General features: G+C 69.0%; 25 protein-coding genes. 16 read left to right on the forward strand and 9 right to left on the reverse strand.

What is annotated here, in order from left to right:
• Positions 1-31: 31 nt before the first annotated feature.
• Entirely contained in the window at positions 32-1633 is a 1602-nt protein-coding gene (locus HCA58_RS11605; RefSeq protein ID WP_169597791.1) for a restriction endonuclease, read from the reverse strand.
• Positions 1634-2082: 449 nt separating this feature from the next.
• On the opposite strand from HCA58_RS11605, the gene HCA58_RS11610 reads away from it, so the two are divergent.
• From HCA58_RS11610 to HCA58_RS11650, 9 genes are all read left to right on the forward strand, one after another.
• On the forward strand, positions 2083-2334 hold the full coding sequence (locus HCA58_RS11610; protein WP_169597792.1) for a hypothetical protein: 252 nt from the start codon (positions 2083-2085) through the stop codon (positions 2332-2334).
• A 203-nt stretch (positions 2335-2537) separates the two neighbouring features.
• Positions 2538-3059: a 2'-5' RNA ligase family protein gene (locus HCA58_RS11615; RefSeq protein ID WP_169597793.1), complete on the forward strand. Its 522-nt coding sequence runs from the start codon at positions 2538-2540 to the stop codon at positions 3057-3059.
• A gap of 324 nt (positions 3060-3383) precedes the next feature.
• Positions 3384-3560: a 50S ribosomal protein L32 gene (gene rpmF / locus HCA58_RS11620; protein WP_169597794.1), complete on the forward strand. Its 177-nt coding sequence runs from the start codon at positions 3384-3386 to the stop codon at positions 3558-3560.
• Positions 3561-3640: 80 nt separating this feature from the next.
• On the forward strand, positions 3641-4708 hold the full coding sequence (locus HCA58_RS11625) for a CobW family GTP-binding protein (protein ID WP_169597795.1): 1068 nt from the start codon (positions 3641-3643) through the stop codon (positions 4706-4708).
• Between the two features lie 144 nt (positions 4709-4852).
• Positions 4853-5176, forward strand: a complete 324-nt coding sequence (locus HCA58_RS11630) for a helix-turn-helix domain-containing protein (protein WP_169597796.1) — start codon at positions 4853-4855, stop codon at positions 5174-5176.
• A gap of 406 nt (positions 5177-5582) precedes the next feature.
• Positions 5583-5930, forward strand: coding sequence for a PadR family transcriptional regulator (locus HCA58_RS11635; protein WP_169597797.1), 348 nt, complete (start codon positions 5583-5585; stop codon positions 5928-5930).
• Between the two features lie 2 nt (positions 5931-5932).
• Entirely contained in the window at positions 5933-6313 is a 381-nt protein-coding gene (locus HCA58_RS11640; RefSeq protein ID WP_169597798.1) for a DUF1048 domain-containing protein, read from the forward strand.
• The gene (locus tag HCA58_RS11645) at positions 6310-7119 is read left to right on the forward strand and encodes an ABC transporter ATP-binding protein (protein ID WP_169597799.1); all 810 of its coding nucleotides are present in this window, start codon (positions 6310-6312) and stop codon (positions 7117-7119) included. Before HCA58_RS11640 ends, HCA58_RS11645 begins: the two co-directional genes overlap by 4 nt.
• Positions 7116-7880 carry an ABC transporter permease gene (locus HCA58_RS11650; protein ID WP_169597800.1) on the forward strand — a complete coding sequence of 255 codons (765 nt, stop codon included), beginning with the start codon at positions 7116-7118 and terminating at the stop codon, positions 7878-7880. The genes HCA58_RS11645 and HCA58_RS11650 overlap by 4 nt, the downstream gene beginning before the upstream one ends.
• Positions 7881-7946: 66 nt before the next feature.
• Here the strand turns inward: HCA58_RS11650 and HCA58_RS11655 are convergent, their stop codons facing one another.
• From HCA58_RS11655 to HCA58_RS11680, 6 genes are all read right to left on the reverse strand, one after another.
• Positions 7947-9089, reverse strand: a complete 1143-nt coding sequence (locus HCA58_RS11655; protein ID WP_169597801.1) for a DUF6596 domain-containing protein — start codon at positions 9087-9089, stop codon at positions 7947-7949.
• A gap of 6 nt (positions 9090-9095) precedes the next feature.
• Entirely contained in the window at positions 9096-9503 is a 408-nt protein-coding gene (locus tag HCA58_RS11660) for a YciI family protein (protein ID WP_169597802.1), read from the reverse strand.
• A gap of 175 nt (positions 9504-9678) precedes the next feature.
• Positions 9679-10764, reverse strand: coding sequence for a hypothetical protein (locus tag HCA58_RS11665; protein ID WP_169597803.1), 1086 nt, complete (start codon positions 10762-10764; stop codon positions 9679-9681).
• Between the two features lie 106 nt (positions 10765-10870).
• Positions 10871-11572, reverse strand: coding sequence for a dihydrofolate reductase family protein (locus HCA58_RS11670; RefSeq protein ID WP_169597804.1), 702 nt, complete (start codon positions 11570-11572; stop codon positions 10871-10873).
• Positions 11573-11647: 75 nt separating this feature from the next.
• Positions 11648-12925 (reverse strand): DUF6596 domain-containing protein, encoded by a 1278-nt coding sequence (locus HCA58_RS11675; protein WP_169597906.1) that lies wholly within the window; start codon positions 12923-12925, stop codon positions 11648-11650.
• Positions 12922-13290, reverse strand: a complete 369-nt coding sequence (locus HCA58_RS11680) for a YciI family protein (protein ID WP_169597805.1) — start codon at positions 13288-13290, stop codon at positions 12922-12924. The genes HCA58_RS11675 and HCA58_RS11680 overlap by 4 nt, the downstream gene beginning before the upstream one ends.
• 271 nt (positions 13291-13561) lie before the next feature.
• Between HCA58_RS11680 and HCA58_RS11685 the strand changes: the two genes are divergently transcribed.
• From HCA58_RS11685 to HCA58_RS11710, 6 genes are all read left to right on the forward strand, one after another.
• Positions 13562-13831 carry a hypothetical protein gene (locus HCA58_RS11685; protein WP_169597806.1) on the forward strand — a complete coding sequence of 90 codons (270 nt, stop codon included), beginning with the start codon at positions 13562-13564 and terminating at the stop codon, positions 13829-13831.
• The gene (locus HCA58_RS11690; RefSeq protein WP_169597807.1) at positions 13831-14868 is read left to right on the forward strand and encodes a hypothetical protein; all 1038 of its coding nucleotides are present in this window, start codon (positions 13831-13833) and stop codon (positions 14866-14868) included. Before HCA58_RS11685 ends, HCA58_RS11690 begins: the two co-directional genes overlap by 1 nt.
• Positions 14869-14971: 103 nt before the next feature.
• A complete protein-coding gene (locus HCA58_RS11695) occupies positions 14972-15331 on the forward strand; it encodes a GntR family transcriptional regulator (RefSeq protein WP_169597808.1) in 360 nt (119 codons plus the stop codon).
• Positions 15328-16248, forward strand: coding sequence for an ABC transporter ATP-binding protein (locus tag HCA58_RS11700; RefSeq protein ID WP_169597809.1), 921 nt, complete (start codon positions 15328-15330; stop codon positions 16246-16248). The genes HCA58_RS11695 and HCA58_RS11700 overlap by 4 nt, the downstream gene beginning before the upstream one ends.
• Positions 16245-16940, forward strand: a complete 696-nt coding sequence (locus HCA58_RS11705) for a hypothetical protein (protein ID WP_169597810.1) — start codon at positions 16245-16247, stop codon at positions 16938-16940. Before HCA58_RS11700 ends, HCA58_RS11705 begins: the two co-directional genes overlap by 4 nt.
• Positions 16941-17072: 132 nt before the next feature.
• Positions 17073-18002: an LLM class F420-dependent oxidoreductase gene (locus HCA58_RS11710; RefSeq protein ID WP_169597811.1), complete on the forward strand. Its 930-nt coding sequence runs from the start codon at positions 17073-17075 to the stop codon at positions 18000-18002.
• A gap of 16 nt (positions 18003-18018) precedes the next feature.
• Here HCA58_RS11710 and HCA58_RS11715 read toward each other — a convergent pair whose 3' ends face one another.
• Positions 18019-18438 (reverse strand): hypothetical protein, encoded by a 420-nt coding sequence (locus HCA58_RS11715; protein ID WP_169597812.1) that lies wholly within the window; start codon positions 18436-18438, stop codon positions 18019-18021.
• A 59-nt stretch (positions 18439-18497) separates the two neighbouring features.
• Between HCA58_RS11715 and HCA58_RS11720 the strand changes: the two genes are divergently transcribed.
• Positions 18498-19733 carry a D-arabinono-1,4-lactone oxidase gene (locus tag HCA58_RS11720; RefSeq protein WP_169597813.1) on the forward strand — a complete coding sequence of 412 codons (1236 nt, stop codon included), beginning with the start codon at positions 18498-18500 and terminating at the stop codon, positions 19731-19733.
• Positions 19734-19779: 46 nt separating this feature from the next.
• Here the strand turns inward: HCA58_RS11720 and HCA58_RS11725 are convergent, their stop codons facing one another.
• On the reverse strand, positions 19780-20919 hold the full coding sequence (locus HCA58_RS11725) for a site-2 protease family protein (protein WP_169597814.1): 1140 nt from the start codon (positions 20917-20919) through the stop codon (positions 19780-19782).
• Positions 20920-21068: the final 149 nt, after the last annotated feature.

Consider the following 21068-nt stretch of genomic DNA (forward strand, 5'->3'; position numbering starts at 1 on the left):
CGATTCGGGCTGCGCCGTTCCCTCGCCTGTCTTAGCTACTGGCGGTTGCAGCGCTGGCACCGTCTGGTCCGGTGGTCGCGGTCCGAGGGCGCTTGATGCCGATCAGGACGTCTTTGCCGAGGTGCTCTTTGATCAGGTACGTGAGGCGGTTGCCGTCGATGAGTTCGATCCGTCCGTGTTCGCGGGCCTTTTGCCAGGAGCGGGGTGTGAACCATGAGGTGGTGACGAGGATGCCGTGTCCGGCCTTTTTCTCTTCGATGGCGCCGGCGAGTTCGCGGATGTGGCTGACGCCCACGGCGTCCTTGTAGCGTTTGGCCTGCACGATGCTCAGCCGGCCGAGCAGGGCTGAGCGGTTGACGACGACGGCGTCGACTCCGTCGTCGTAGTTCTGTTCGGTGGTCCAGCTTTCCACGCCCATCGCCTCGAAGATCTGCCGGACGAGGTGTTCGAACTCGGTGGGGCTCATCTTCATCAGGTCGGGGCGCGAGTCGAGCGTGGAGACGGCGTCCATGCCGTCGACGAAGGAGAATTTCGTCAGGTCGAAGTCCAGGATCGGAGTGATCGGTTCCAGTTCGTACGGGTGCGGCGAGACGAGGGCGTTGAGGTGGCGCAGGCACACCTCGGGGCGGACCTGGGCGAGGACGAGCTGGGCGAACAACTCACGTTCGACGTTGAGGCTGATCAGGCAGGGGTATTCACGCTGCCCGGTGCCGGGGTTGATCGCGTCGACGTGGCCGTTGAACCCGATGCTGGCAAGCTGCGGATCGGCTTCGAACAGGTTGTGCAATGTCAGGAGCGCTACCTGGGCGACGAGCGATCGGTACAGCTCGCTGGTTTCCTTCGTGGGTCGTGGGACCGGTTGGATCTCGTCGCGGGTCTGGACGTACTTGTATCCACGCACGGTGGGTACAGCGTCGCGGCCGGGGAGCTGCATGCGTACGACGATCTGCGCCTGCTGGGGACTGAGGGTGATCTCCGCGCGCCGGGGGAAGTCGTCTGGCAGGGGCACCTGGTTGAGGGTGAGCCCGATGACTGACTCGACGGTCTTTCGGTCTCGGGCGCGGTAGTTGGTGATCAGTTGCTCGACGTGTCGGTTGTGTTCCTCAACCTCCGCCAGATGTTGTCGGACCCGCTCGTCGTGATTGCTGCGTGCCGCGTCGAGCCGCCGACGCCGGTCGGCGTCGGCGGCCTGCCATGCCTGCATGGCCTGCTGATGGGCGGCGCGGGCATGGGCGAGCTGCTGCTGGTAACGGCTCTGCCCGCCGAGGAGCCGGCTGACCATGCCGGGCTGCGGTGGCACGAACTGCTCCCAGGCCGGCTGCGCGGCAACCGCGGCGAGGTCGCCCGGATTGAATGGCTGCTGCGAGGGCTGACGCTTGAGCGAGGTCAGGTCGATTCGAGCGGTGTGGCGTAGGCCGGAGGTGAGGATCGCCTGGAGCTGCCGTGCCCGGGTCTCGACCTCGGCAGTCCTTAGCTCGGTCTCGCGCTTCTGGTCGGCGATGTGCTGGTCTCGTTTCGCCCGATCAGCGGCCTTGGCCGCAGCTGCGGTGGCGCGCTGTTGCCGCTCGAGTTCCCGTGCCTGTTGGCGTTGCCAGCGTTCCGACTCATTCGGCGAGGGAGACCTACGCGCCATCCAGTTGCCTCCGGTGAACTCGGGCTGCTGCTTCAGCGCGGCCAGGCTATCGCTGGTGATCGGCCTCGTCTAGCCGTGCGTAGCCGAATCATTACTTGAGGCGTCCGAGTGTCGTGCTGCCTCTCGCCCCGCCCTGCGGACGCCGCGAATCGCGGTTGCGTGCTGCGACGGTCCTTCTTGGCCGGTGCCGACAGTGCGGCCGTGAAGCGCGCCAACCTGTGACGTGGCGCTGGTCGGCGGGGCCCGCAGCGGCCGACGCGATCGGTACCGTCTCGGCAATGAGCCGCGAGCCTTCGCGCATGAGGTCGAGGACGGATGGCGCCCAACCATGAACGACCCCCGACTCGAAGGATCTGCCGCAGTCGATACGTAGCGACGGCGCGGACGGAGTCGAGGGGCACGACACCCGACACCGCCTCGCCAAGCAGGTCAACACCGGAGCCAAGCAGGTGCAGGTCCGCGTACTCGGCCCACCGGCGATCCTCGACGTCCCCGACAGACAACATGTCCGGTCGCAGGCAGTCGAGTTCCTCGTCCATCTCATCGTGCAGGGCGGATCGGCGTACCAACAAGAGATCCTGGATGACCTCATGCCCGAGCCGCCGCGCCGGCTGGCTGCGCAGCGCCTACACACCTACACCTACAACCTGCGCCGAATCTGCACCCTCATCGGCGGCGAGAACACCTACCGGATCGCCTGATCTCCACGAGCCTCAGCCAACCTCGTGTCCGGTTAGGCCAACCGTTCCCGCGAACCGCATCGATCGGCAGAAGTCATTGAGCACTGCCCGATGCCGGTGGGCTGGGCAGACATGGGGGCGCGACGCCAACTCAGCCAGCGCCTCGCTGCGGGACGGCTGCAATGGGCGCCCCGACGCGTGGGCGGGGCCGCTAATCTGGCGGCGTGCGTACGGTGGAACTGCTTTGTTCGGCGGAGTTGGACACCGCCGTGCGGTCGGCGTGGGGCAGGCTCGGTGCTGCCGGTCTGCCCAGCCTGGCCCGCAACATCCATCCGACGAATCGTCCGCACCTGACTCTCGCCGCGGTTGACGACTTTCCGCCTGGTGCCGTCGCCCGCCTCGCCGCTCTCCTGGATGAGGCGCTGCCGCTGCCGGCGCGGCTCGGCGATGTGACGGTGCTGGAGGGTAGTGCGCCGCTGGTGTGGCTGGTGGAGCCGGGCGCCAGGTTGGTCGAGCTGCACCGGGCGGTGTGGCAGGTGCTGGCTGACGGGCGCGGCTGTGGTCCGTGGCACGACCCGGACCGCTGGACGCCGCATCTCAGCCTTGGGCTTCGCTTCCGTGACGCCGACCGGACGCTGGCGCGTGCCGTGGTGGGGGCCGCGCCTGCCGGATCGTTCGTGGCGGCCCGGAGTTACGACAGCGCCGGCCGGTCGGTGCGGCACCTGGCCGGATCGCGGTTGCTCTGAATTTTCGGTCAAGGGTGGCGGCTTCGGTCGAGTGGGCGCGCCGGCTCGTGGGTGCGACGTCGAGGGCTGTCGGTTCGCCCGGCCGCGGCCAACGTTCCTGGCACCGCACCGGCGCAACGTGTCACGTTGCTATGTACAATGAAAACCGTTGCCCCTAGATCTTGGTGACGGTGCCGCGGAAGCTGTCCTGGCTTCTCGATCGCCAACTCCGTGACAGATGCAGAGTTGGCGGACTGTGGACTGGTCGGGAGTGGGCCGGGGAGTCCCGGTTCTGGCCGGTCGCACGTTGCCGATCTTGTAACTGCTCAACCCGCAGGAGTTCCGATGGCTGTCCCGAAGCGGCGCATGTCTCGCAGCAACACCCGTCATCGTCGCGCCAACTGGAAGGCGGTGCCGGTCGACCTGGTGCCCATCCAGATCGGCAGTATGACCTACCGCGTTCCTCGGCGCCTCGTCCGCGCCGTACAGCTCGGCCACATCGATCCGACCAGCTTGCGCTGAGCCGATGCCGATCGGTCCGGCTACTCCCGGTCGGCTGGTGAGTGCCGGCACGGGGCTGTTCGGGGCGATCGGAGAGTGATGTGACCGACCTGAGGGGCCGCCAAGGCAGTGCCGTGCCCGGGCTCGGCACCTCAGGTCGGGTGCCCGTCATCGCGCTTACCGGCTATCTGGGCGCAGGCAAGACGAGTCTGCTCAACCACCTGCTGCGTCGGCCCGGTGCGCGCCTGGGCGTCGTCGTCAACGACTTCGGCACGCTGAACGTGGACGCAGCGCTCGTGACCGGGCAGATCGACGAGGCTGAGGTCATCTCCGGCGGCTGCATCTGCCACCTGCCAGACGCTGGTGGTCTGCACGACGCACTGCACCGCCTTTCCAGGCCTCGGCTGCGGCTGGACGCGATCCTGGTGGAGGCCAGCGGCGTGGCCGAGCCGGCCGATCTTGCGCGTCTCATCAGGTTCGGCCGCGTCAGGGGGATCCGGCCCGGTGGCCTCGTCGAAGTGATCGACGCCGTTGAGCACTTCCGTACGGTGGACCTCCGGCCGGAGCCCCCCGCCCGGTACGCGTCGGCGACGCTCGTCGTCGTCAACAAGACGGATCTGCTGCCGTCCGCGAGTCGTGACCGGGTGGTCGACCGGATCCGGGAGCGAGTGCGGCTACGCCACCCGTACGTGCAGATCGTCACTGCCCGGCACAGTCGGATCGACCCGATGCTCGTGTTCGACAGTGCCGCCGACGTCGATCCGGTCGACGAGCTTCCGCTCGCTGAGATGATTCGCGGTCAGAACGACGACCACCACGACCATGAGCATGCGCGGGCAGCCTCGGTGGAGCTGGCGCGCCCGGTTGCTCCGAGCATGCTTGTCGACCTGGTCGAAGACCCGCCTGCCGGTGTCTACCGGCTGAAGGGTCGGGTTCGGGTGCGTGGTTCTCGGCAGGTACAGGGCTTCGCCGTGCATGTCGTTGGAGCGCAGATCCATGTCACGCCGCTGCCGGAGCCACCGGTGGTCGGTGAACTCGTCGCGATCGGCATGCACCTGGATCAGATCGCCGTGCAACAGCGGCTGGACGCGGTTTCGGCGGCGCCGACCGACCGGCTGGATACTGTCGGGCTACGACGGTTGCGCCGCTACTGCCGGCTCAGCAGATGACCCGCTTGCTGCGGGCGACTCGGTGTTCCGTGCCTGGCCGCCCGGACCGGGTGCGGACAGTGACCATCCGACCGCTGTGTTGCAAATGACTGTCGTTATGTATAGGTCTTCCGCCGGGCGCGTCCTGTTCCGTACTGTGCGTACGTGGAGACGGTGACCCATGGGCAGGTCCTTGCCCGCTTCGGCCACGCACTGGCTGACCCGCTGCGTGCCCGGCTCCTGCTTGCGCTGCGTGACGGCCCGGGATATCCGGCAGATTTGGCGGACCTGCTCGGTACCAGTCGGCAGAACCTCTCTAACCACCTGGCCTGCCTGCGCGGCTGTGGTCTCGTCGTAGGGGTTCCTGAGGGGCGGCGCACCCGTTACGAACTGGCCGACGGCCGTCTTGCCCACGCCCTCGGTGATCTGCTCGGCCTGGTTCTCGCTGTGGACCCTGCCTGCGCTGTCCCGGCGGGGGACGGCTGTTGATCCGGCCGGTCTGATGTCGCCTCCGCTGTCCACGCTGACACCGCGTTCGAGTAGGCGCTGCACGATGAGCCGAACCCGGTCGAGGTGGCCGTCGGGCTCGCCACGGTCTGTCGCCTGCTGGCCATGGTCTCGTGACATGCCGAGGGCCAACCCGCTCCTGGTGCCGCGGTGAGCGCGCTCAGCATCTGGCCCGGGCAACGCCGCGAACGCGCCCGCATGCGCAGCCGACGACAACGACGCTGAGGCCACCTCGCCACCGCCGCCGGCGGCATGTCGGTCCTGTGCGGTGACGGCCTGAGCCCTCGCCGCAGCGTCGACCTCCGCGGTATTCAGTGTTGCTATCTACCGGTACCTAGTGTTACCTTCTACCGCTAGTAAGCACTACTTACTAGCGAGGGGCGGGGGCGTGGGCAACCAGATGACCGAGATGCTGAAAGGCACCCTCGAAGGCATCGTCCTGGCGATCCTGGCGCGCCAATCCGCGTACGGCTACGAGATCACCGCCTGGCTGCGCGACCGCGGCTTCTCGGACATCGCCGAAGGCACCATCTACGCGTTACTCGTCCGCATCGAACAGCGTGGTTTCGTGAACGTGGAGAAGGTTCCCTCCGAAAAGGGGCCACCGCGCAAGGTGTACTCCCTCAATGCGAAGGGACGGCAGCAACTCGCCGATTTCTGGAGGACGTGGCGCGTCCTCGCGGATCGCATCGAGCAACTCCACCACACCGGCAACCAACACGACCAGGGAGCGTGAACATGGCCGCGAAGTGGATCGAGACACTGGTCGGGTCACTTGAGCAGAAGAAGCAGTACCGGCACCTCATCGCCCGCATCGAGGCGCTGCCGGAGCCCTATCGCGGCGCTGCCAAGGCCCTGCACCGGTACTTCATGCACCACGGGGGAGTCCTCGACGGCGACACGCTCACCACGATGCTCGGCGACTTCGTCGACCTCTGGGAGCGGGCGGTCGTCGACGAGACACCGGTCCGCGCGATCGTCGGCGACGACCCGGTCGAGTTCGCCGAGACCCTCCTGCAGGCGTACGCCAGCAGGCAGTGGATCGACATCGAGCGAGAGCGCCTCCGGACGGCGATCGACGCTGCCGACGACAACAACGGTGAGGAGAAGAGCGCATGACCACCACCCGCGAACCCGCGATCAAGGTGCAGGCCGTCACCAAGTCGTTCAAGGACCTGCACGTGCTGCAAGGCGTCGAATTCGAGGTGGCAGCGGGAAGCATCTTCGCGCTGCTCGGCTCGAACGGCGCCGGAAAGACCACGCTGGTGCGGATCCTGTCGACGCTGTTGAAGGCAGACACCGGCACCGCGACCGTCAACGGCTTCGACGTCTCCTCGGCACCGGCCGACGTACGCAAGTCGATCAGCCTGACCGGCCAGTTCGCCGCAGTCGACGAGGTGCTCACCGGCCGGGAGAATCTGATCCTGGTCGCGAAGCTCCGCCACCTCAAGGACCCGGCTGCGATCGCCGACGAACTGCTCGCCCGCTTCTCGCTCACCGATGCCGGAAACCGCAAGGCGGGAACGTACTCGGGTGGCATGCGCCGACGACTGGACATCGCGATGAGCCTGGTCGGCAGCCCGCCGGTCGTCTTCCTCGACGAGCCGACGACCGGCCTCGACCCGCAGGCCCGCATCGAGGTCTGGGAGACGGTGAAGCAACTCGCCGAAGGTGGCACCACAATCCTGCTGACCACGCAGTACCTCGACGAGGCCGAGCAACTCGCCGACCGGATCGCGATCCTGCACAAGGGCACGATCATCCAGAACGGCACCCTGGCCGAGCTGAAGCAACTCCTTCCGGCAGCCAAGGTCGAGTACATCGAGAAGCAGCCGAGCCTCGAGGACGTCTTCCTCGCCCTCGTCGGCGAGACCAACGCCACCGCCGACCAGGCGACCACGCCCGCAGGAGAGGAAACCCGATGACCGCCCACGCTCTCAGCGACACCGGAACCCTCACCGGCCGCTCGCTGCGTCACATCCTCCGCAGCCCGGACACCATCATCACCACCGCGATCACCCCGATCGCGCTACTCCTGCTGTTCGTGTACGTGCTCGGTGGAGCCATCAACACCGGATCAGGCGAGTCGTACATCAACTACATGCTGCCGGGCATCCTGCTCATCACCATCGCGTCCGGCATCGCCTACACCGCGTACCGCCTTTTCCTCGACATGCAAGGCGGCATCTTCGAGCGCTTCCAGTCGATGCCGATCTCGCGGCCCTCCGTACTCTGGGCGCATGTCCTGACCTCGCTCATCGCCAACCTGGCCTCCCTCGTGATCGTCATCGGCGTCGCCTTGATCATGGGGTTCCGCACCGGCGCATCCGTGGTCAACTGGCTCGCCGCCGCCGGCATCCTGATCCTGTTCACTCTCGCCCTCAGTTGGATCGCCGTCATGCCGGGCCTGACAGCCAAGACCATCGACGGTGCGAGCGGCTTCAGCTACCCACTGATCTTCCTCCCTTTCATCAGCTCGGCGTTCGTCCCCACCGACTCGATGCCCGGCCCGGTCGCGTGGTTCGCCGAGAACCAGCCGGTGACGTCCATCGTGAACACTCTCCGCGCCCTGTTCGCCGAGCAACCCGTCGGTAACGACCTCTGGGTCGCGCTCGCCTGGTGCGTCGGGCTGCTCGTGGTGGCGTACGTCGGTGCGACCGCGATCTACCGGAAGAAGATCAGCTGACCGGTCGCCCCGTGACAGCGCCGCATCCGTACGGGTGCGGCGCTGCCCTCTGTGTGGGCTGGTCAGTCAACGGCGCAGCGCGTTGAGTCGGGCGGCCTGCCGAGTCAAATGGTCGACCTCCGGATGGCTCAGTGCCGCTCGGGCAGCCTCGGCGTACAGCCGCGCCGCGGTAACCAGGTCCCCGTCACGCTCGTGCAGGTGGGCGGCGACAGCGGCGTAGCGGGGCAGCGTGGGGTCGAGGTCCACCAGGGCGGCCAGGCCGGCCCGTGGTCCGTCGGCCTCGCCGACCGCTACGGCCCGGTTGAGGCGGGCCACCGGACTGTCCGTGAGGCGCACCAGTTCGTCGTACCACTCGACGATCTGCACCCAGTCGGTCTCCTCGGTGGTGCGGGCGTCGGCGTGCAGCGCGGCGACGGCGGCCTGAGCCTGGAACTCGCCCAGGCGGTCACGGGCCAACGCGTTCTGGAGCACCTGCACGCCCTCGGCGATCAGGTGACGGTCCCAGAGACCACGGTCCTGTTCGGCCAGCGGCACCAGCCGGCCACCGGTGGCAGTCCGCGCCGGGCGACGGGCGTGATGGAGCAGCATGAGCGCGAGCAGACCCGCCACCTCCTCGTGCCGGATCCTGGCCGCCAACTGGCGGGTGAGTCGGATCGCCTCCGCAGCGAGGTCGACGTCGCCGGAGTGGCCCTCGTTGAAGACCAGGTAGAGCACGCGCAGCACGGTGCTGACGTCACCCGGCTGGTTGAACCGGACACCGGTGACGGTCCGCTTGGCCCGGCTGATCCGTTGCGCCATCGTCGTCTCCGGCACCAGGTAGGCCCGGGCGATCTGGCGTGTGGTCAGTCCGCCCACCGCCCGCAGCGTCAGCGCCACCGCCGAGGCCGGGGTCAACGACGGATGCGCGCACAGGAAGTACAGCGCGAGCGTGTCGTCCACCGGTTCACCCGGTGCCGGCGTGGGCTCCAACTCCACCAGGGCCTCGCGCCGTCGCCGCGACGTGTCCGCGCGAGCCGCGTCGAGGAACTTCCGCCAGGACACGGCGACCAGCCAGCCCTTGGGGTCGCGTGGCGGATCGGTTGGCCATGCCCGGACGGCCTCGACCAACGCGTCCTGTACGGCATCCTCGGCCGTCGCGAAGTCGACTCCGCGACGGACGAGGATGCCGATCACGGCGGGAGCAAGGGTCCGCAGGACAGCCTCATCCACCGTGCGTCACTCCGAGATGGTCGGCGGCTCGGTCAGGAACGGCCGCACCTCAAGCCACTCGTGCAGCGGCTTCCCGCCTACTCCGGGCGCCGCGGACAGTTCGCCGGCCAGTTCCAGCGCCCGGTCGTAGGTGTCGACGTCGATCACCATCCAGCCGGCGATGAGATCCTTGGTCTCGGCGAACGGACCGTCGGTGACCGGCGGTCGTCCCTCGCCGTCGTACCGGACGAACGTCCCCTCCGGGGAGAGCGCCTGTCCCTCGACGAACTCGCCGGTCTCTTCGAGCCGGGCCGCGAAGTCACGCATGTACTGCACGTGGGCCGAGATCTCCTCGGGCGTCCACTGGTCCATCGGCACGTCGTGCAGCGGGGTCGGACCGCCACGGTAGTGCTTGAGCAGCAGGTACTTGGCCATTGGATGCTCCTTGTCAGGTACGGGCCATTGTGGCCGCGTTCGCACCGAGGACGGAGCCCGACCCGGCTTCTCGACATGCCGCCGGGGAATTTTCGCTCAGGTTCGCCGGACGCCACTCACCTGGTTCGTCGCCCGGTGGTCCCCGCCCGGTGACAACGGGCGGGGACCGCCCAACTCAAACGCTCGACGCGAAGGTCGAGCTGAACCCGACGTCCTGCGGTCGGCCGGCGTTGTCGAAGCAGGCAACCGGCAACACCGCATCGCTGCCGAACTGCGCCCATCGAGCTTGGATGGTGCAGTACGAGGGGCCGTCACCGATCGCGGTCACCTGAGCCGTGGTGCTCTTCTCGTGCAGGGCCGGGAACTTGACCGTGTAGGTGCCGAGGCCCGTGGGACCGAAGCCGTTCGCGCCCACGCCGAGCGGGTGGGAGTAGTTCGTCGGGCCGACGAAGGGCGTCGCGAGGTACCCGAAGTACTTCGGTGGGCCGAACGACGCGTAGACCGAGCGTTCCCGGTGGAACGACACGGTGAAATCGCTGTTGATCAACACGCCGGTGGTCGGATCGTGGCAGGCGACGTAGACGAGCACGTCCGGGCCGGTCGCGCCCCAGCGAAGGATCTTGCACCGGCGCGGTTGTGCGTTCGGCTGCTGGGCGGTCACCTGTACGTTCCCGGACAGCGCGCCGGCTGTGCCGACCGCCAGGAAACGCATCGCGTAGACGCCCACCCCGACGTTGGTGACGGTGACCGGTGCCCCGGCGGAGTTGTACGCCTGGGCGAGGGCGTTCGACAACACCTGCGCGGAGGCGTACGCCCCGACGCCGGCCGGTAGGACACCGGAGCTCACCGTCCACAACACCGTGAACGGCGTGTCGGCCGGGATGCCGCCGGGGCGGAAACACTGCACGTCGACGATCTCGTCGGTGCCGGCGCTGTTCCAGCGCACGAGCTGGCAGAACCGGCCGTCCCGCGCCACGGCGGTCACGTGTGCGTTGCCGCGGGCGCCCAGGGCGATGCTCGGGAACCGAACCAGGAACCGGCCGGGGGCGATCTTGCCGCCGGTGGCGACCGGGCCCGCAGCCCAGCTGCCGAACTGGTAGGGAGCGGGCAACGGTGTCCAGGCCGGCACGGTGGGATCGTCGACGTACGCGAAGCCGAAGCGGTCGGCGGTGGCGGCCGTGGCCGGCACGCCCGGGATGAGCAGTGCCGCCGCCAGCATGGCGGCCAGGGCGGCGCAGAGGTGACGGAAACGGAGGGACATGGCCACTCCAATCGGTGGTGGTCGACGTTGCAGTCACTGTTTCGGATACCGGTCAAGGTCACAGTCGGCTTGCCTACAACCGGCGGGACGGATGGCCGGTTCCAGTTCAGCTGCGTGGCCCCGGCGAGCCCGGGAGTTTCCCCCGATCGTCGAGTACGAGCGGGGCACGGCCACGCACCGTGTACCGCACGTGGGTGACCTGGGGGGTGGGGACCACCCGGTCGGGGACGAGCTCGATCGCCTCGAGATCATCGAGACCCAGGTCGTCGAAGAGTCGTAGTCCGGCGCCGAGAACAACCGGCACCACGTGCAGCTCCAACTCGTCGAGTAGTCCCGCCCGCAGCACCTGCCGGACCAGGCTGCCGCCGCCGGCCACCGCGACGTTCTTGTCGCCGGCGGCGGCCCGGGCCTGGGTCACCGCGCTCACCAGCCCGTCGGTGACGTAGGTGAAGCTGGTGCCGCCCTGGCGATGCAGTGTCGGGCGGGGCCGGTGGGTCACGACGAAGACCGGCGCGCGGAACGGTGGCTCGTCGCCCCACGGCACCTCGCCGCCGTCGGCCATCCGGCGTCCCATCAGGTACGCGCCGGCCGCAGCGAACGACTCGGCGATGATTTCGGAGTCGGCGTCGCGGCGGCCACCGGCGAAGCCCTGCCGCTCGCGCCAGGCCATCGCCTCCGTGGCCCATCGGGTCACCCGGAAGAACGCGTGGCTCTCCGCCGACCGTAACCAGTCGCCGTCACCGTCGTGCAGCGGGCCGGCGTAGTAGCCGTCCACCGACACCGACAATTGGGCGGTCACCTTCGTCATGTCCGTTCCTCCCGGTCTGGCGACTCCCACCGTGGGTGCCGACCCTTCCGTGGATCGGAGCCGGACGGTGCGTTTCTACCGGACCTCGGAGTGTGCTGGGTCACACGAGCGCCGGGTCGGGTCGGATGCGGCGGCGGCTCGGCGCAGCAGGTACCGCCGTTCGGGTTCGCTGCCGGCCCGGTGCGCCGCTGTCCGCCACTGCGCTGCGGCTGCGGCCCGGTCGCCAGCGAGGTCGAGCAGGTGGGCGCGAACGGCGTGCAGTCGGTGGTGACCGGCCAGCAGCCCCGACTCCAGCTCGGACAGTACCGCCAGCCCGGCGGTCGGCCCGCAGACGACGCCCACCGCCACCGCCCGGTTCAGGGTGACCACCGGGTTGGGCGCGAGGCGTTCCAGCAGCTCGTACAGGGCGAGCACCTGCGGCCAGTCCGTCGCTGCGGTGTTCGGCGCCTCGGCGTGCACCGCCGCGATCGCGGCCTGGATCCGGTACGGGCCGGGTGGTGAGGCGGCCAGGCTCTGCTCGACCAGGGCACGTCCCTCGTCGATCGCCCGTCGGTCCCAACGTCGACGGTCCTGTTTCGCGAGCGGCACCAGTTCGCCGTTCGGGTCGACCCTGGCCGTCGCGCGGGCCTCGGTGAGCAGCATCAGCGCGAGCAGGCCGCCTGTCTCCCCGTCGCCGGGCAGCTGCTCGTGCAGTCGACGAGTGAGCCGTAGCGCCTGCCCGGTCAGGTCGGCGCGACGCAGGTGGGGGCCGTTGCTGGCGCTGTACCCCTCGTTGAACATCAGGTACAACACCTGGCGTACGACGGACAGCCGGATCTCCCGCTCGGTCTGCGACGGCGGCGCGAATCGGGCGTCTGCCTCCCGCAGGCGCAGTTTGGCGCGGGAGATCCGTTGCCCCATGGTCCGCTCCGAGACCAGGAAGGCGGCGGCGACCTCGGTGGTGGTGAGCCCACCCACCGCGCGCAGGGTCAGTGCCAGCTGGGCAGCGGAGGACAGGGCCGGGTGGCAACAGAGCAGGAACAACTCCAGCAGGTCGTCGCGGGGTGGTTCGGTGTCGGGTGGCGGGGCGACATGGGTGTCGTGTGGGGTGAGGCGCAGTGCCGTACGTTCCCGGCGGGCGCGGGCGGCGTCGGCGCGTACCAGATCGACGTAGCGGCGGGCGGCGACCGTGTGCAACCAGCCTGACGGTTGCTCGGGAAGCCCGTCGAGCGGCCACCTCTCGACGGCGGCGACAAGTGCCTCCTGCACGGCGTCCTCGGCCCGGTCGAATTCGCCGTACCGGCGGACGAGCGTGGCAAGCACCTGTGGCGCGAGCCGGCGCAGCAGATCGACGGCTGCCGGATCGAGGCTCAGTGGTCCGCTCCGTCGTCGGTCATCAGCGGCCAGATCTCGATGCCGCCACCCTCGGTGCCGAACCGCAGACCCGGATAGTCCCGGGCGATCGCCAGTGCCCGCTGCTCGTCGTCGACGTCGACCACGAAGTACGAGCCGACGTACTCCTTTGCCTCCAGGTACGGCCCGTCCGTGACCACCGGGGTGCCGGCGGCGATCCGCACCGACCGGGGAAGCGACACGAGGCCCTGTACGTCGACCAGTTCGCCGGTGGCTCGCAGTGTCTCGTTGAAGGCGTCCACCTCTCCGATCAGTGTGGTCAGGTCGGCGTCCGGGAGGCTGCCCCAGATCTCCTCGTTACCGTAGATCAACATCAGATACTTCACGTATCGCCTCCATGACGGTCGATAAGTCTGAAAAAGGACAGGACGGTGGGACCTGCCCCGATGCACTGTTGTAGCAGGTAGAGAGGCTGCGGATGGCGGGCCACATCCGATCCTCCGGCCCTCGCGGGAATCGTGACGTCCCGCTGGCCGCCAGTACGGATCCCGCCGGGGCGCGTCGTCGCGCCACCCGGCTCCGGCCCGCCGTCGCCGACCAGCCGCACCGTCGGTGTTGCACCGCTGGTCACGGCGACCAAGCCAGGAAGGAGCCGCCATGGCCGCTCCCACCGTGAACGTTTCGATGGACCCCACCACCTACTCACCCGGCGAGCCGATGCTGCTCACCGTCAACTACGCCGATCCGGACAACCAGCGGCTCACCGTGACGGTCACGGTGGCCGACGCACGGGGCAACCGTAGTGCCCCTGTCTCGGTGACCGCCGTGATCGACCCGCTCACCGTCACCGTCGCCGACGACTCGGGGCGCACCTGGTCGCGAGTCTCCGACAACGGCGCGGTGGCCGTCTTCCGGGCGGTGGCGTGATGCCGAGGGTGACAGTCACCGTGCGGGACTCCACCAGTGGGGCCGCCACCGCCAGTGTCGCCTACACCGTGCTGCCGCGGGTGCTCGGCGGGTACTACCTGTCCGGCGGCGCGGACCCGACGGCCGACATGGCCGGCGGCAACTTCCGGTCGCTGACCCAGTACCGCAGCTTCGCCGACGCCTACATCTTCCCCGGATACCAACGACCCTGGCTGATCACCCTGGGCCGGAGCGGGGTGCAGCTCAACATGGTGCTCGAACTCAAGCACTACGGCGCACCCGACACCGGGCCGCAGACCTTCACCGTGGACGGGGTGAGGTACACCGTGCCGGCCCCCGCGATGACCATCCAGCAGCGGCCCGGCACGGTGTGGCCGAAGGCGTACGGCTACGGCCAGGTCATCGCCGGGCAGTGCGACGGGTTGTTCGCCCGGGCGCTGTCGCAGTACCTGACGATGGGCTTCGGGGTGAACATCCAGCTCGCCTCCGAACTGGACACCGATCACGAGTTCGGCACCACCGAGGCCGGCAAGGCGTACACCTGGGCCGAGTCGGATGCCCGGGCGGTGCGGGCCGTCACGTACATCATCGACTGGTTCACGGCCAAGGGACTTCCGCAGGGCAGCAGCTTCTCGGTCGGGCTCGGTGGCTTCGACCGGGCCTGCTTTCGGCGGACCCACCCCGAGACGCTGATGGACCGACTGGATTTCCTTCAGTGGAACGTCTACGCGACGAGCGCCAGCCACACCGCCCTGGAACGGTTTCGGCGTACCAAGGACTGGGCGGTGGCCGATCTCGGCCCGGTCGCGCTGTCCCGCCCGGTGCTCATCGCCGAGTGGGGCGTCCGGGTCGCCGAGATTCCCGACCAGGCGGCCTGGATCGCCACCGTACCGCCGGCCATCGCCTGGCTGAACGCCGAGCGTGGCCCCCTCATCGCCCGGACGAACTACTTCAACTCCGGGTGGGGCACCCTGCGCCCGAAGGCGACCGGGCTGGCCGCGCTGCGGTCCGCGTACGCCCGGCCGCCGTACAGCTGACGACCTTCGTGCCGGCCCCTTGACAGCGATGCCACCCTGGTTGCATGGTTAGTTACATGAGTAATGAACCAGTCAACCAGGGTGGCGACTGGGGACGAACGTGATGGAGGACAGCCGGCCGATCTTTCTGCAGATCGCAGAGCTGCTGGAGAACTCGATCCTCGACGGCACCCTCGCCGAGGAGGGACAGGTGCCCTCCACGAACGAGCTGGCCGCGTTCCACCGGATCAACCCCGCGACCGCCGCCAAGGGGGTCAACAAGCTTGTCGACGACGGAACTCTCTACAAGAAGCGAGGGATCGGCATGTTCGTCTCCTCCGGCGCCCGAGCGAAGCTGCGCGGCCGGCGTCGCGACGAGTTCGCCCGGCAGTACGTCCAGCCGCTGCTGACCGAGGCGCGCAAGCTCGGCATCGAACCAGCCGAACTCAAGAACATGATCGATGCGAAGGGGGAGAGCCGGTGAGCGCGGTGATCGCCGTAACCGATCTGACCAAGCGATACCGGGGAGTCACCGCCCTGGACGGCATCAGCTTCTCGCTCGCGGAAAATCGGATCCACGGCCTACTGGGACGCAACGGGGCAGGCAAGACCACCCTGATGCAGATCCTCACCGGGCAACACTTCGCCACCAGCGGCCAAGTCAGCGTCTTCGGGCAGCACCCGTACGAGAACGAACAGGTGCTCGCCCGGATGTCCTTCATCAAGGAGAGTCAGACGTACCCGACGAACCTGCGGGTCACCCACGTCCTGCGGGCCGCCCGCCTGGTCTACCCGAGCTGGAACGAGGAGTTCGCGCAGCGGCTCGTCGAGGTGTTCCAGTTGCCGCGCGGACGCAACGTCCGCAAGCTCTCCCGGGGCATGCTCTCCGCGCTCGGCATCGTCGTCGGGCTCGCCTCGCGGGCCCCACTGACCTTCTTCGACGAGCCCTACCTGGGCCTGGACGCGGTGGCCCGACAACACTTCTACGACCACCTGCTCGCCGACTACACCGAACACCCCCGCACCATCGTGCTGTCGACACACCTCATCGACGAGGTCAGTGACCTGATCGAGCATGTCCTGCTGCTCGACCGGGGTCGGCTCCTGCTCGACGTCGAGGCGGAAGCCCTGCGCGGCCAGGTGGTCACCGTCTCCGGTCCGGTCGCGGCGGTGCAGGAGTTCGCCCGTACCGGCACCGAACTGCACCGGGCGTCGCTCGGTGGCACGACCCGGCTCACCGTACGCGGAGACTTCGGCCCCGCCGCCCAGGACCGCGCCAGGGCCCTGGGTCTCGTACTCGAAGCGTCCTCGCTCCAGGACATCGTCGTTCGCCTGTCCACCGCGACAGACAGTTCCACGCCGACCCCGGCCGGTGTGACAAGTGAGGAGACCATCCGATGAACCGCACCCTGATCGTCGCCCGGTTGCAGTTCGTGGCCTGGTGCAGTGTGGTCGGCTGGCCGTGGGGGATCCTCATGCTCAGCTTCCTCATCAACGTGGCGCTGTTCAGCACGATCGGCGACAGCGAAGACTTCGAGCCGCGCACCGGCGGGCTGGTGAGCATCTACATCGTGATGTTCATCGCCAGCATCAATGCGATCACACAGGATTTCCCGTTCGCTCTCGGACTTGGCGTCTCCCGCCGAAGCTTCTACCTCGGCAACGTGCTCAACTACGCGGGCCAGGCCATCAGCTATGCGGCGGTGCTCTACCTGCTCGCCGTGATCGAGGAGGCGACCGATGGCTGGGGTGTCAACCTGCTCTTCTTCGGCCTCCCGTTCCTCGTGGTCGACAACCCGGTGCTGCGGTTCCTCAGCTTCGCACTGCCGTTCCTGCTGCTCGGCTTCGTCGGCATCGCGATCGCGCTGGTCTTCAAACGTTGGGGTGTCAACGGCATGCTGACACTGAGCACCACCGCACTTGCCGGGCTCGGCGGGCTCGTCGTGCTCGCCAACTGGCGGGGCTGGTGGTCGGTGATCGGCGGCTGGTTGGCCGACCAGCCGGGCTGGGCGCTGCTGGTCGGCTGGCCGGCGCTCCTGACCCTGCCACTCGCCGGCATCAGCTACCTGATCATCCGACGCGCGACGCCGTGAGCAGTACCGCACCACCCGGGCAGGCTCCGGTCGACCGGGTTACGGAATCCCAGCATGCCCGCCACCCCCTGCTCGGAAGTGGCCGGTTCGTGTCCCCAAGCGCCGCAGCCGGCGACTTCCTATGCTCGACCCATGGAACTGCGGATCTTCACCGAACCTCAGCAGGGCGCCAGCTACGACACTCTGCTCGCCGTGGCCCGACGTGCCGAGGAGACCGGCTTCGGCGCCTTCTTCCGGTCGGACCATTACCTGAAGATGGGGTCGGTAAGCGGCGAACCCGGCCCCACCGACGCCTGGACCACCCTCGCCGGGCTGGCCCGGGACACCCGGTCCATCCGGCTCGGCACGCTGATGAGCGCCGCGACGTTCCGGCTCCCCGGCCCGCTCGCGATCACCGTCGCCCAGGTCGACCAGATGAGTGGCGGGCGGGTCGAACTGGGCATCGGCGCCGGCTGGTACGACGCCGAGCACCGGGCGTACGGGATTCCGTTCCCGCCGCTGGGGGAGCGGTTCGACCGGCTGGACGAGCAACTGGCGGTGATCACCGGGCTGTGGCGTACCCCGTCGGGCGGGACGTTCGACTTCACCGGTCGCCACTACCAGGTCAGCGACTCGCCCGCGTTACCCAAGCCGGTGCAGCGCCCGCATCCGCCGATCCTGCTCGGTGGCAAGGGCGCGAAGCGTACGCCGCAGCTCGCCGCCCGCTACGCCGACGAGTTCAACCTGCCGTTCGTCTCGATCGACGAGACGGTGGCCCAGTTCGAGCGGGTCCGCGCCGCCTGTGCCGCCATCGGCCGCGACCCGGCCCAACTGAGCTGGTCCAACGCGCTGGTGCTCTGCTGTGGCAAGGACGATGCGGAAGTGGCCCGGCGGGCCGAGGCTATCGGTCGTGAACCGGACGAGCTACGGGTCAACGGTCTCGCCGGCACGCCCGCCGAGGTCGTCGACACCATCGGCCGGTACGCGGAGATCGGCAGCCAGCGCCTCTACCTTCAGGTGCTGGACCTGACCGACCTGGACCATCTGGACCTGGTCGCCGCCGAGGTGATGCGCCAGCTCTGACCGGCCGCCGCGAAACTCAGACCCGGTGTTCCTCGCGGAGCACCGTGTCCAGTTGGCCGTCCCGGTCGCGGTCGAGGTAGGTGACGTCCGGTAGACCGTCGCCGTCGAGGTCGAACTGCACCTGGTCGGCCAGGCCGTCGCCGTCGAAGTCGGTGACCACCTGGACCGAACCGTCCATGTGTCGGGTCACGATCGACCGGGCGCCGGCTTCGACCCGGGGCGGCGGACCGGGGACGGGTGGCGGCTGCGGCACCGGCTCCGGGGTGGGACCGGGCTGCGGGTCCGGCTGACCCGCCGACGGCCGGACGTCGGACCAGGCGACCGAGGAAGCGTCGACGGGACCGCTGCCGGGCTGGATGCCGCTGCCAGCCGGGTCGATCTCCTCCTCGGAGGGGTACACGTCGCCGCGAGGGGCGGGGTCACGGTAGCTGCTCATCGGCGTATGGTTCCCCGACGAGGCCGGCGGTAACCGTCGGCGTGGAGGGGAGGCCGGGAGTGTCGACGCACCGCAACTGGGCCGGCAACGTCGAGTACGCAGCCCGGGCGTACCACCGGCCGTCGTCCGTCGACCAGCTGCGCGAACTCGTCGCCGGCAGCGACCGACTCCGGGCGGTGGGCAGCGGACACTCCTTCAACCGCCTCGGTGACACCACCGGCGACCTGGTCACACTCGCCGGACTGCCCGCCACGGTACGACTGGACGAGCAGCGGCGGGTGGTACACGTGCCGGCCGCGATGCGGTACGGCGACGTGGCCACCTGGCTGCACGAGCGCGGGTACGCGTTGGCGAATCTCGCCTCGCTGCCGCACATCTCGGTGGCCGGCGCGGTGGCCACCGGCACCCACGGCTCCGGTGAGACGATCGGCAACCTGGCGACGGCGGTCGCCGGCCTGGACATGGTCACCGCCGCCGGTGACCTTCTCACCGTGGACCGAACCGACCGTGATTTCGCCGGTATGGTGGTCGCCCTCGGCGCGCTGGGCGTCGTCACCCAGCTCACCCTCGACGTGGTCCCGACCTTCGAGGTACGCCAGTACGTCCGCCTCGACCTACCCCGCGAGGCCCTGGACGAGGCGTTGGCCTCGGCGTACAGCGTCAGTGTGTTCACCGACTGGCGGTCCACCCGCGGCACCCAGGTTTGGCGCAAGCAGCTGACGGATCAGCCCGCCCCTCCGACGGACTGGCTCGGCACCACTGCCGCCGACCGTCCCTGGCATCCGGTACCCGGCATGCCGGTGGCCAACTGCACCGAACAGCTGGGCGTGCCCGGCCCGTGGCACGAGCGGCTGCCGCACTTCCGGCTCGGTTTCACGCCGAGCAACGGCGACGAGTTGCAATCCGAGTACCACCTGCCCCGGGCGGTGGCCGGCGAGGCACTCGCCGCGTTGGACGAGGTGGCGAGCCTGATCGCCCCGGTGGCGCAGACAAGCGAACTACGCACCGTTGCCGCCGACGATCTGTGGCTCAGCCCGCAGTACGACCGGGACAGCCTCGCGGTGCACTTCACCTGGATCGCCGACCCTTCGGCGGTGCTGCCGGCGGTCGTCGAGGTGGAGCGGGCCCTGGCCCCGTTCGCGCCCCGGCCACACTGGGGCAAGGTCTTCGCGATGCCGACCGCGACGATCGCCGCGACCTATCCCCGCTGGACCGACTTCGCCGCGTTGGTGGCCCGCCTCGACCCGGAGGGCACGTTCCGCACCGCGGAACTCGACCGGCTGTTCCCTCGCTGACCCCGAGCCCTGCTCGACCCGGCATGTCGGCTCTGCGGGAGGCAGGCTAGCGGCCGGTGGTGAGCTGGTCGCGCATGCTGCTGCGCTGGACGGCGCGGCTGATGTCGCTGGGGGAGACGATGCCGACGAGGCGGCCGTCGGAGACCACGAGCGCCCGCCCGTCAGCGCAGTCGCTGAGCCGGGGAAGCAGGTCGGTCAGCGGCTCGTCGGGCGAGGCGATCACCAGGTCGTCGGCGCGGCAGGCCACGGCCGCCAGGGTGGTACTGTCCCGCTCGTCGGAGGCCACACCGCGTACCCGGTCGAGGGTGACCAGCCCGACGGGCCGGCCGTCCTCGGTCAGTGGCAGTGCCGTGTGCCGGTACGCGAAGAGGTAGTTGTCCACGAAGTCGGCGACCGTCAGCTCGCCGGAGGCGGTCTGTGGCTGCGGGGTCATCACGTCGGCGACCCGGACGCCCCGCAGGGCGTCACCTACCCTGGCCTGGCGCTCCTCCATGGTGGCCGCGCCGATCAGGAACCAGCCGATCAGCGCCAGCCACAACCCGCCGACGCCGGTGCCGCTGAGGAACCGCCACAGCCCGAAACCGATCAGTGCCAGGCCGAGAACCCAGCCGGCCCGGGCCGCCACCACCGTGGCGCGGGTCCGGTCGCCGGTGGCCTTCCACACCGCCGCCCGCAGCAGCCGCCCGCCGTCCAGCGGCGCCGCCGGCAGAATGTTGAACACGGCCAGCAGCAGGTTGATGCCGGCCAACCACGCCATCACACCCAGCAGCAGCCCCTGCACCCCGGCCAGGGCGAGCAGCATCGCGACCGCGCCGAAGAAGACGCCGATGATCAGGCTCACCAGCGGTCCGACCCCGGAGATGCGCAGTTCGGCGCCGGGTGAGCGGGCCTCGCCGCGTAGCTCGGCGACCCCGCCGAAAAGCCACAACGTGATCCCCTGCACGCCGAGGCCGTTGCGTTTGGCCACCACCGCGTGCGACACCTCGTGGGCGAGCAAGCCGACGAAGAAGACCACCGCGGCGGTCAACCCGGCCAGCAGGTACGCGACCACGGACCGTCCCGGGTACGACTCGGGGAACAGGTTGGCCGACAACCCCCACCAGATCAGCGCGAAGATGACCAGGACACTCCAGTTGACCCCGACCGGTACGCCCGCGATCCGGCCGAGCCGGAAACTCGCCCTCATGTCTCGGTCATACCCCGGCAGCCCGTTCCCATGCCAGGGCCGAACGTCACAGATCCGCTGCCCTGACCGTTTGCCCGAGTACACCGGGAATGGTTGCTGGTCCGGCCGCGCACGTCGTGGCAGGTGGGTGACCGGACCCACCCGGCGGG

This window comes from Micromonospora sp. HNM0581 (genome assembly GCF_012726175.1).
Taxonomy (GTDB): Bacteria; Actinomycetota; Actinomycetes; order Mycobacteriales; family Micromonosporaceae; genus Micromonospora.

Bases quoted from the DNA above. Each gene is read 5' to 3' on its own strand.
- HCA58_RS11605 (WP_169597791.1), bottom strand. From the start codon at position 1,633: ATGGCGCGTAGGTCTCCCTCGCCGAATGAGTCGGAACGCTGGCAACGC.
- rpmF (WP_169597794.1), top strand. From the start codon at position 3,384: ATGGCTGTCCCGAAGCGGCGCATGTCTCGCAGCAACACCCGTCATCGT.
- HCA58_RS11640 (WP_169597798.1), top strand. From the start codon at position 5,933: ATGGCCGCGAAGTGGATCGAGACACTGGTCGGGTCACTTGAGCAGAAG.
- HCA58_RS11645 (WP_169597799.1), top strand. From the start codon at position 6,310: ATGACCACCACCCGCGAACCCGCGATCAAGGTGCAGGCCGTCACCAAG.
- HCA58_RS11650 (WP_169597800.1), top strand. From the start codon at position 7,116: ATGACCGCCCACGCTCTCAGCGACACCGGAACCCTCACCGGCCGCTCG.
- HCA58_RS11660 (WP_169597802.1), bottom strand. From the start codon at position 9,503: ATGGCCAAGTACCTGCTGCTCAAGCACTACCGTGGCGGTCCGACCCCG.
- HCA58_RS11665 (WP_169597803.1), bottom strand. From the start codon at position 10,764: ATGTCCCTCCGTTTCCGTCACCTCTGCGCCGCCCTGGCCGCCATGCTG.
- HCA58_RS11670 (WP_169597804.1), bottom strand. From the start codon at position 11,572: ATGACGAAGGTGACCGCCCAATTGTCGGTGTCGGTGGACGGCTACTAC.
- HCA58_RS11685 (WP_169597806.1), top strand. From the start codon at position 13,562: ATGGCCGCTCCCACCGTGAACGTTTCGATGGACCCCACCACCTACTCA.
- HCA58_RS11690 (WP_169597807.1), top strand. From the start codon at position 13,831: ATGCCGAGGGTGACAGTCACCGTGCGGGACTCCACCAGTGGGGCCGCC.
- HCA58_RS11695 (WP_169597808.1), top strand. From the start codon at position 14,972: ATGGAGGACAGCCGGCCGATCTTTCTGCAGATCGCAGAGCTGCTGGAG.
- HCA58_RS11705 (WP_169597810.1), top strand. From the start codon at position 16,245: ATGAACCGCACCCTGATCGTCGCCCGGTTGCAGTTCGTGGCCTGGTGC.
- HCA58_RS11710 (WP_169597811.1), top strand. From the start codon at position 17,073: ATGGAACTGCGGATCTTCACCGAACCTCAGCAGGGCGCCAGCTACGAC.
- HCA58_RS11715 (WP_169597812.1), bottom strand. From the start codon at position 18,438: ATGAGCAGCTACCGTGACCCCGCCCCTCGCGGCGACGTGTACCCCTCC.
- HCA58_RS11725 (WP_169597814.1), bottom strand. From the start codon at position 20,919: ATGAGGGCGAGTTTCCGGCTCGGCCGGATCGCGGGCGTACCGGTCGGG.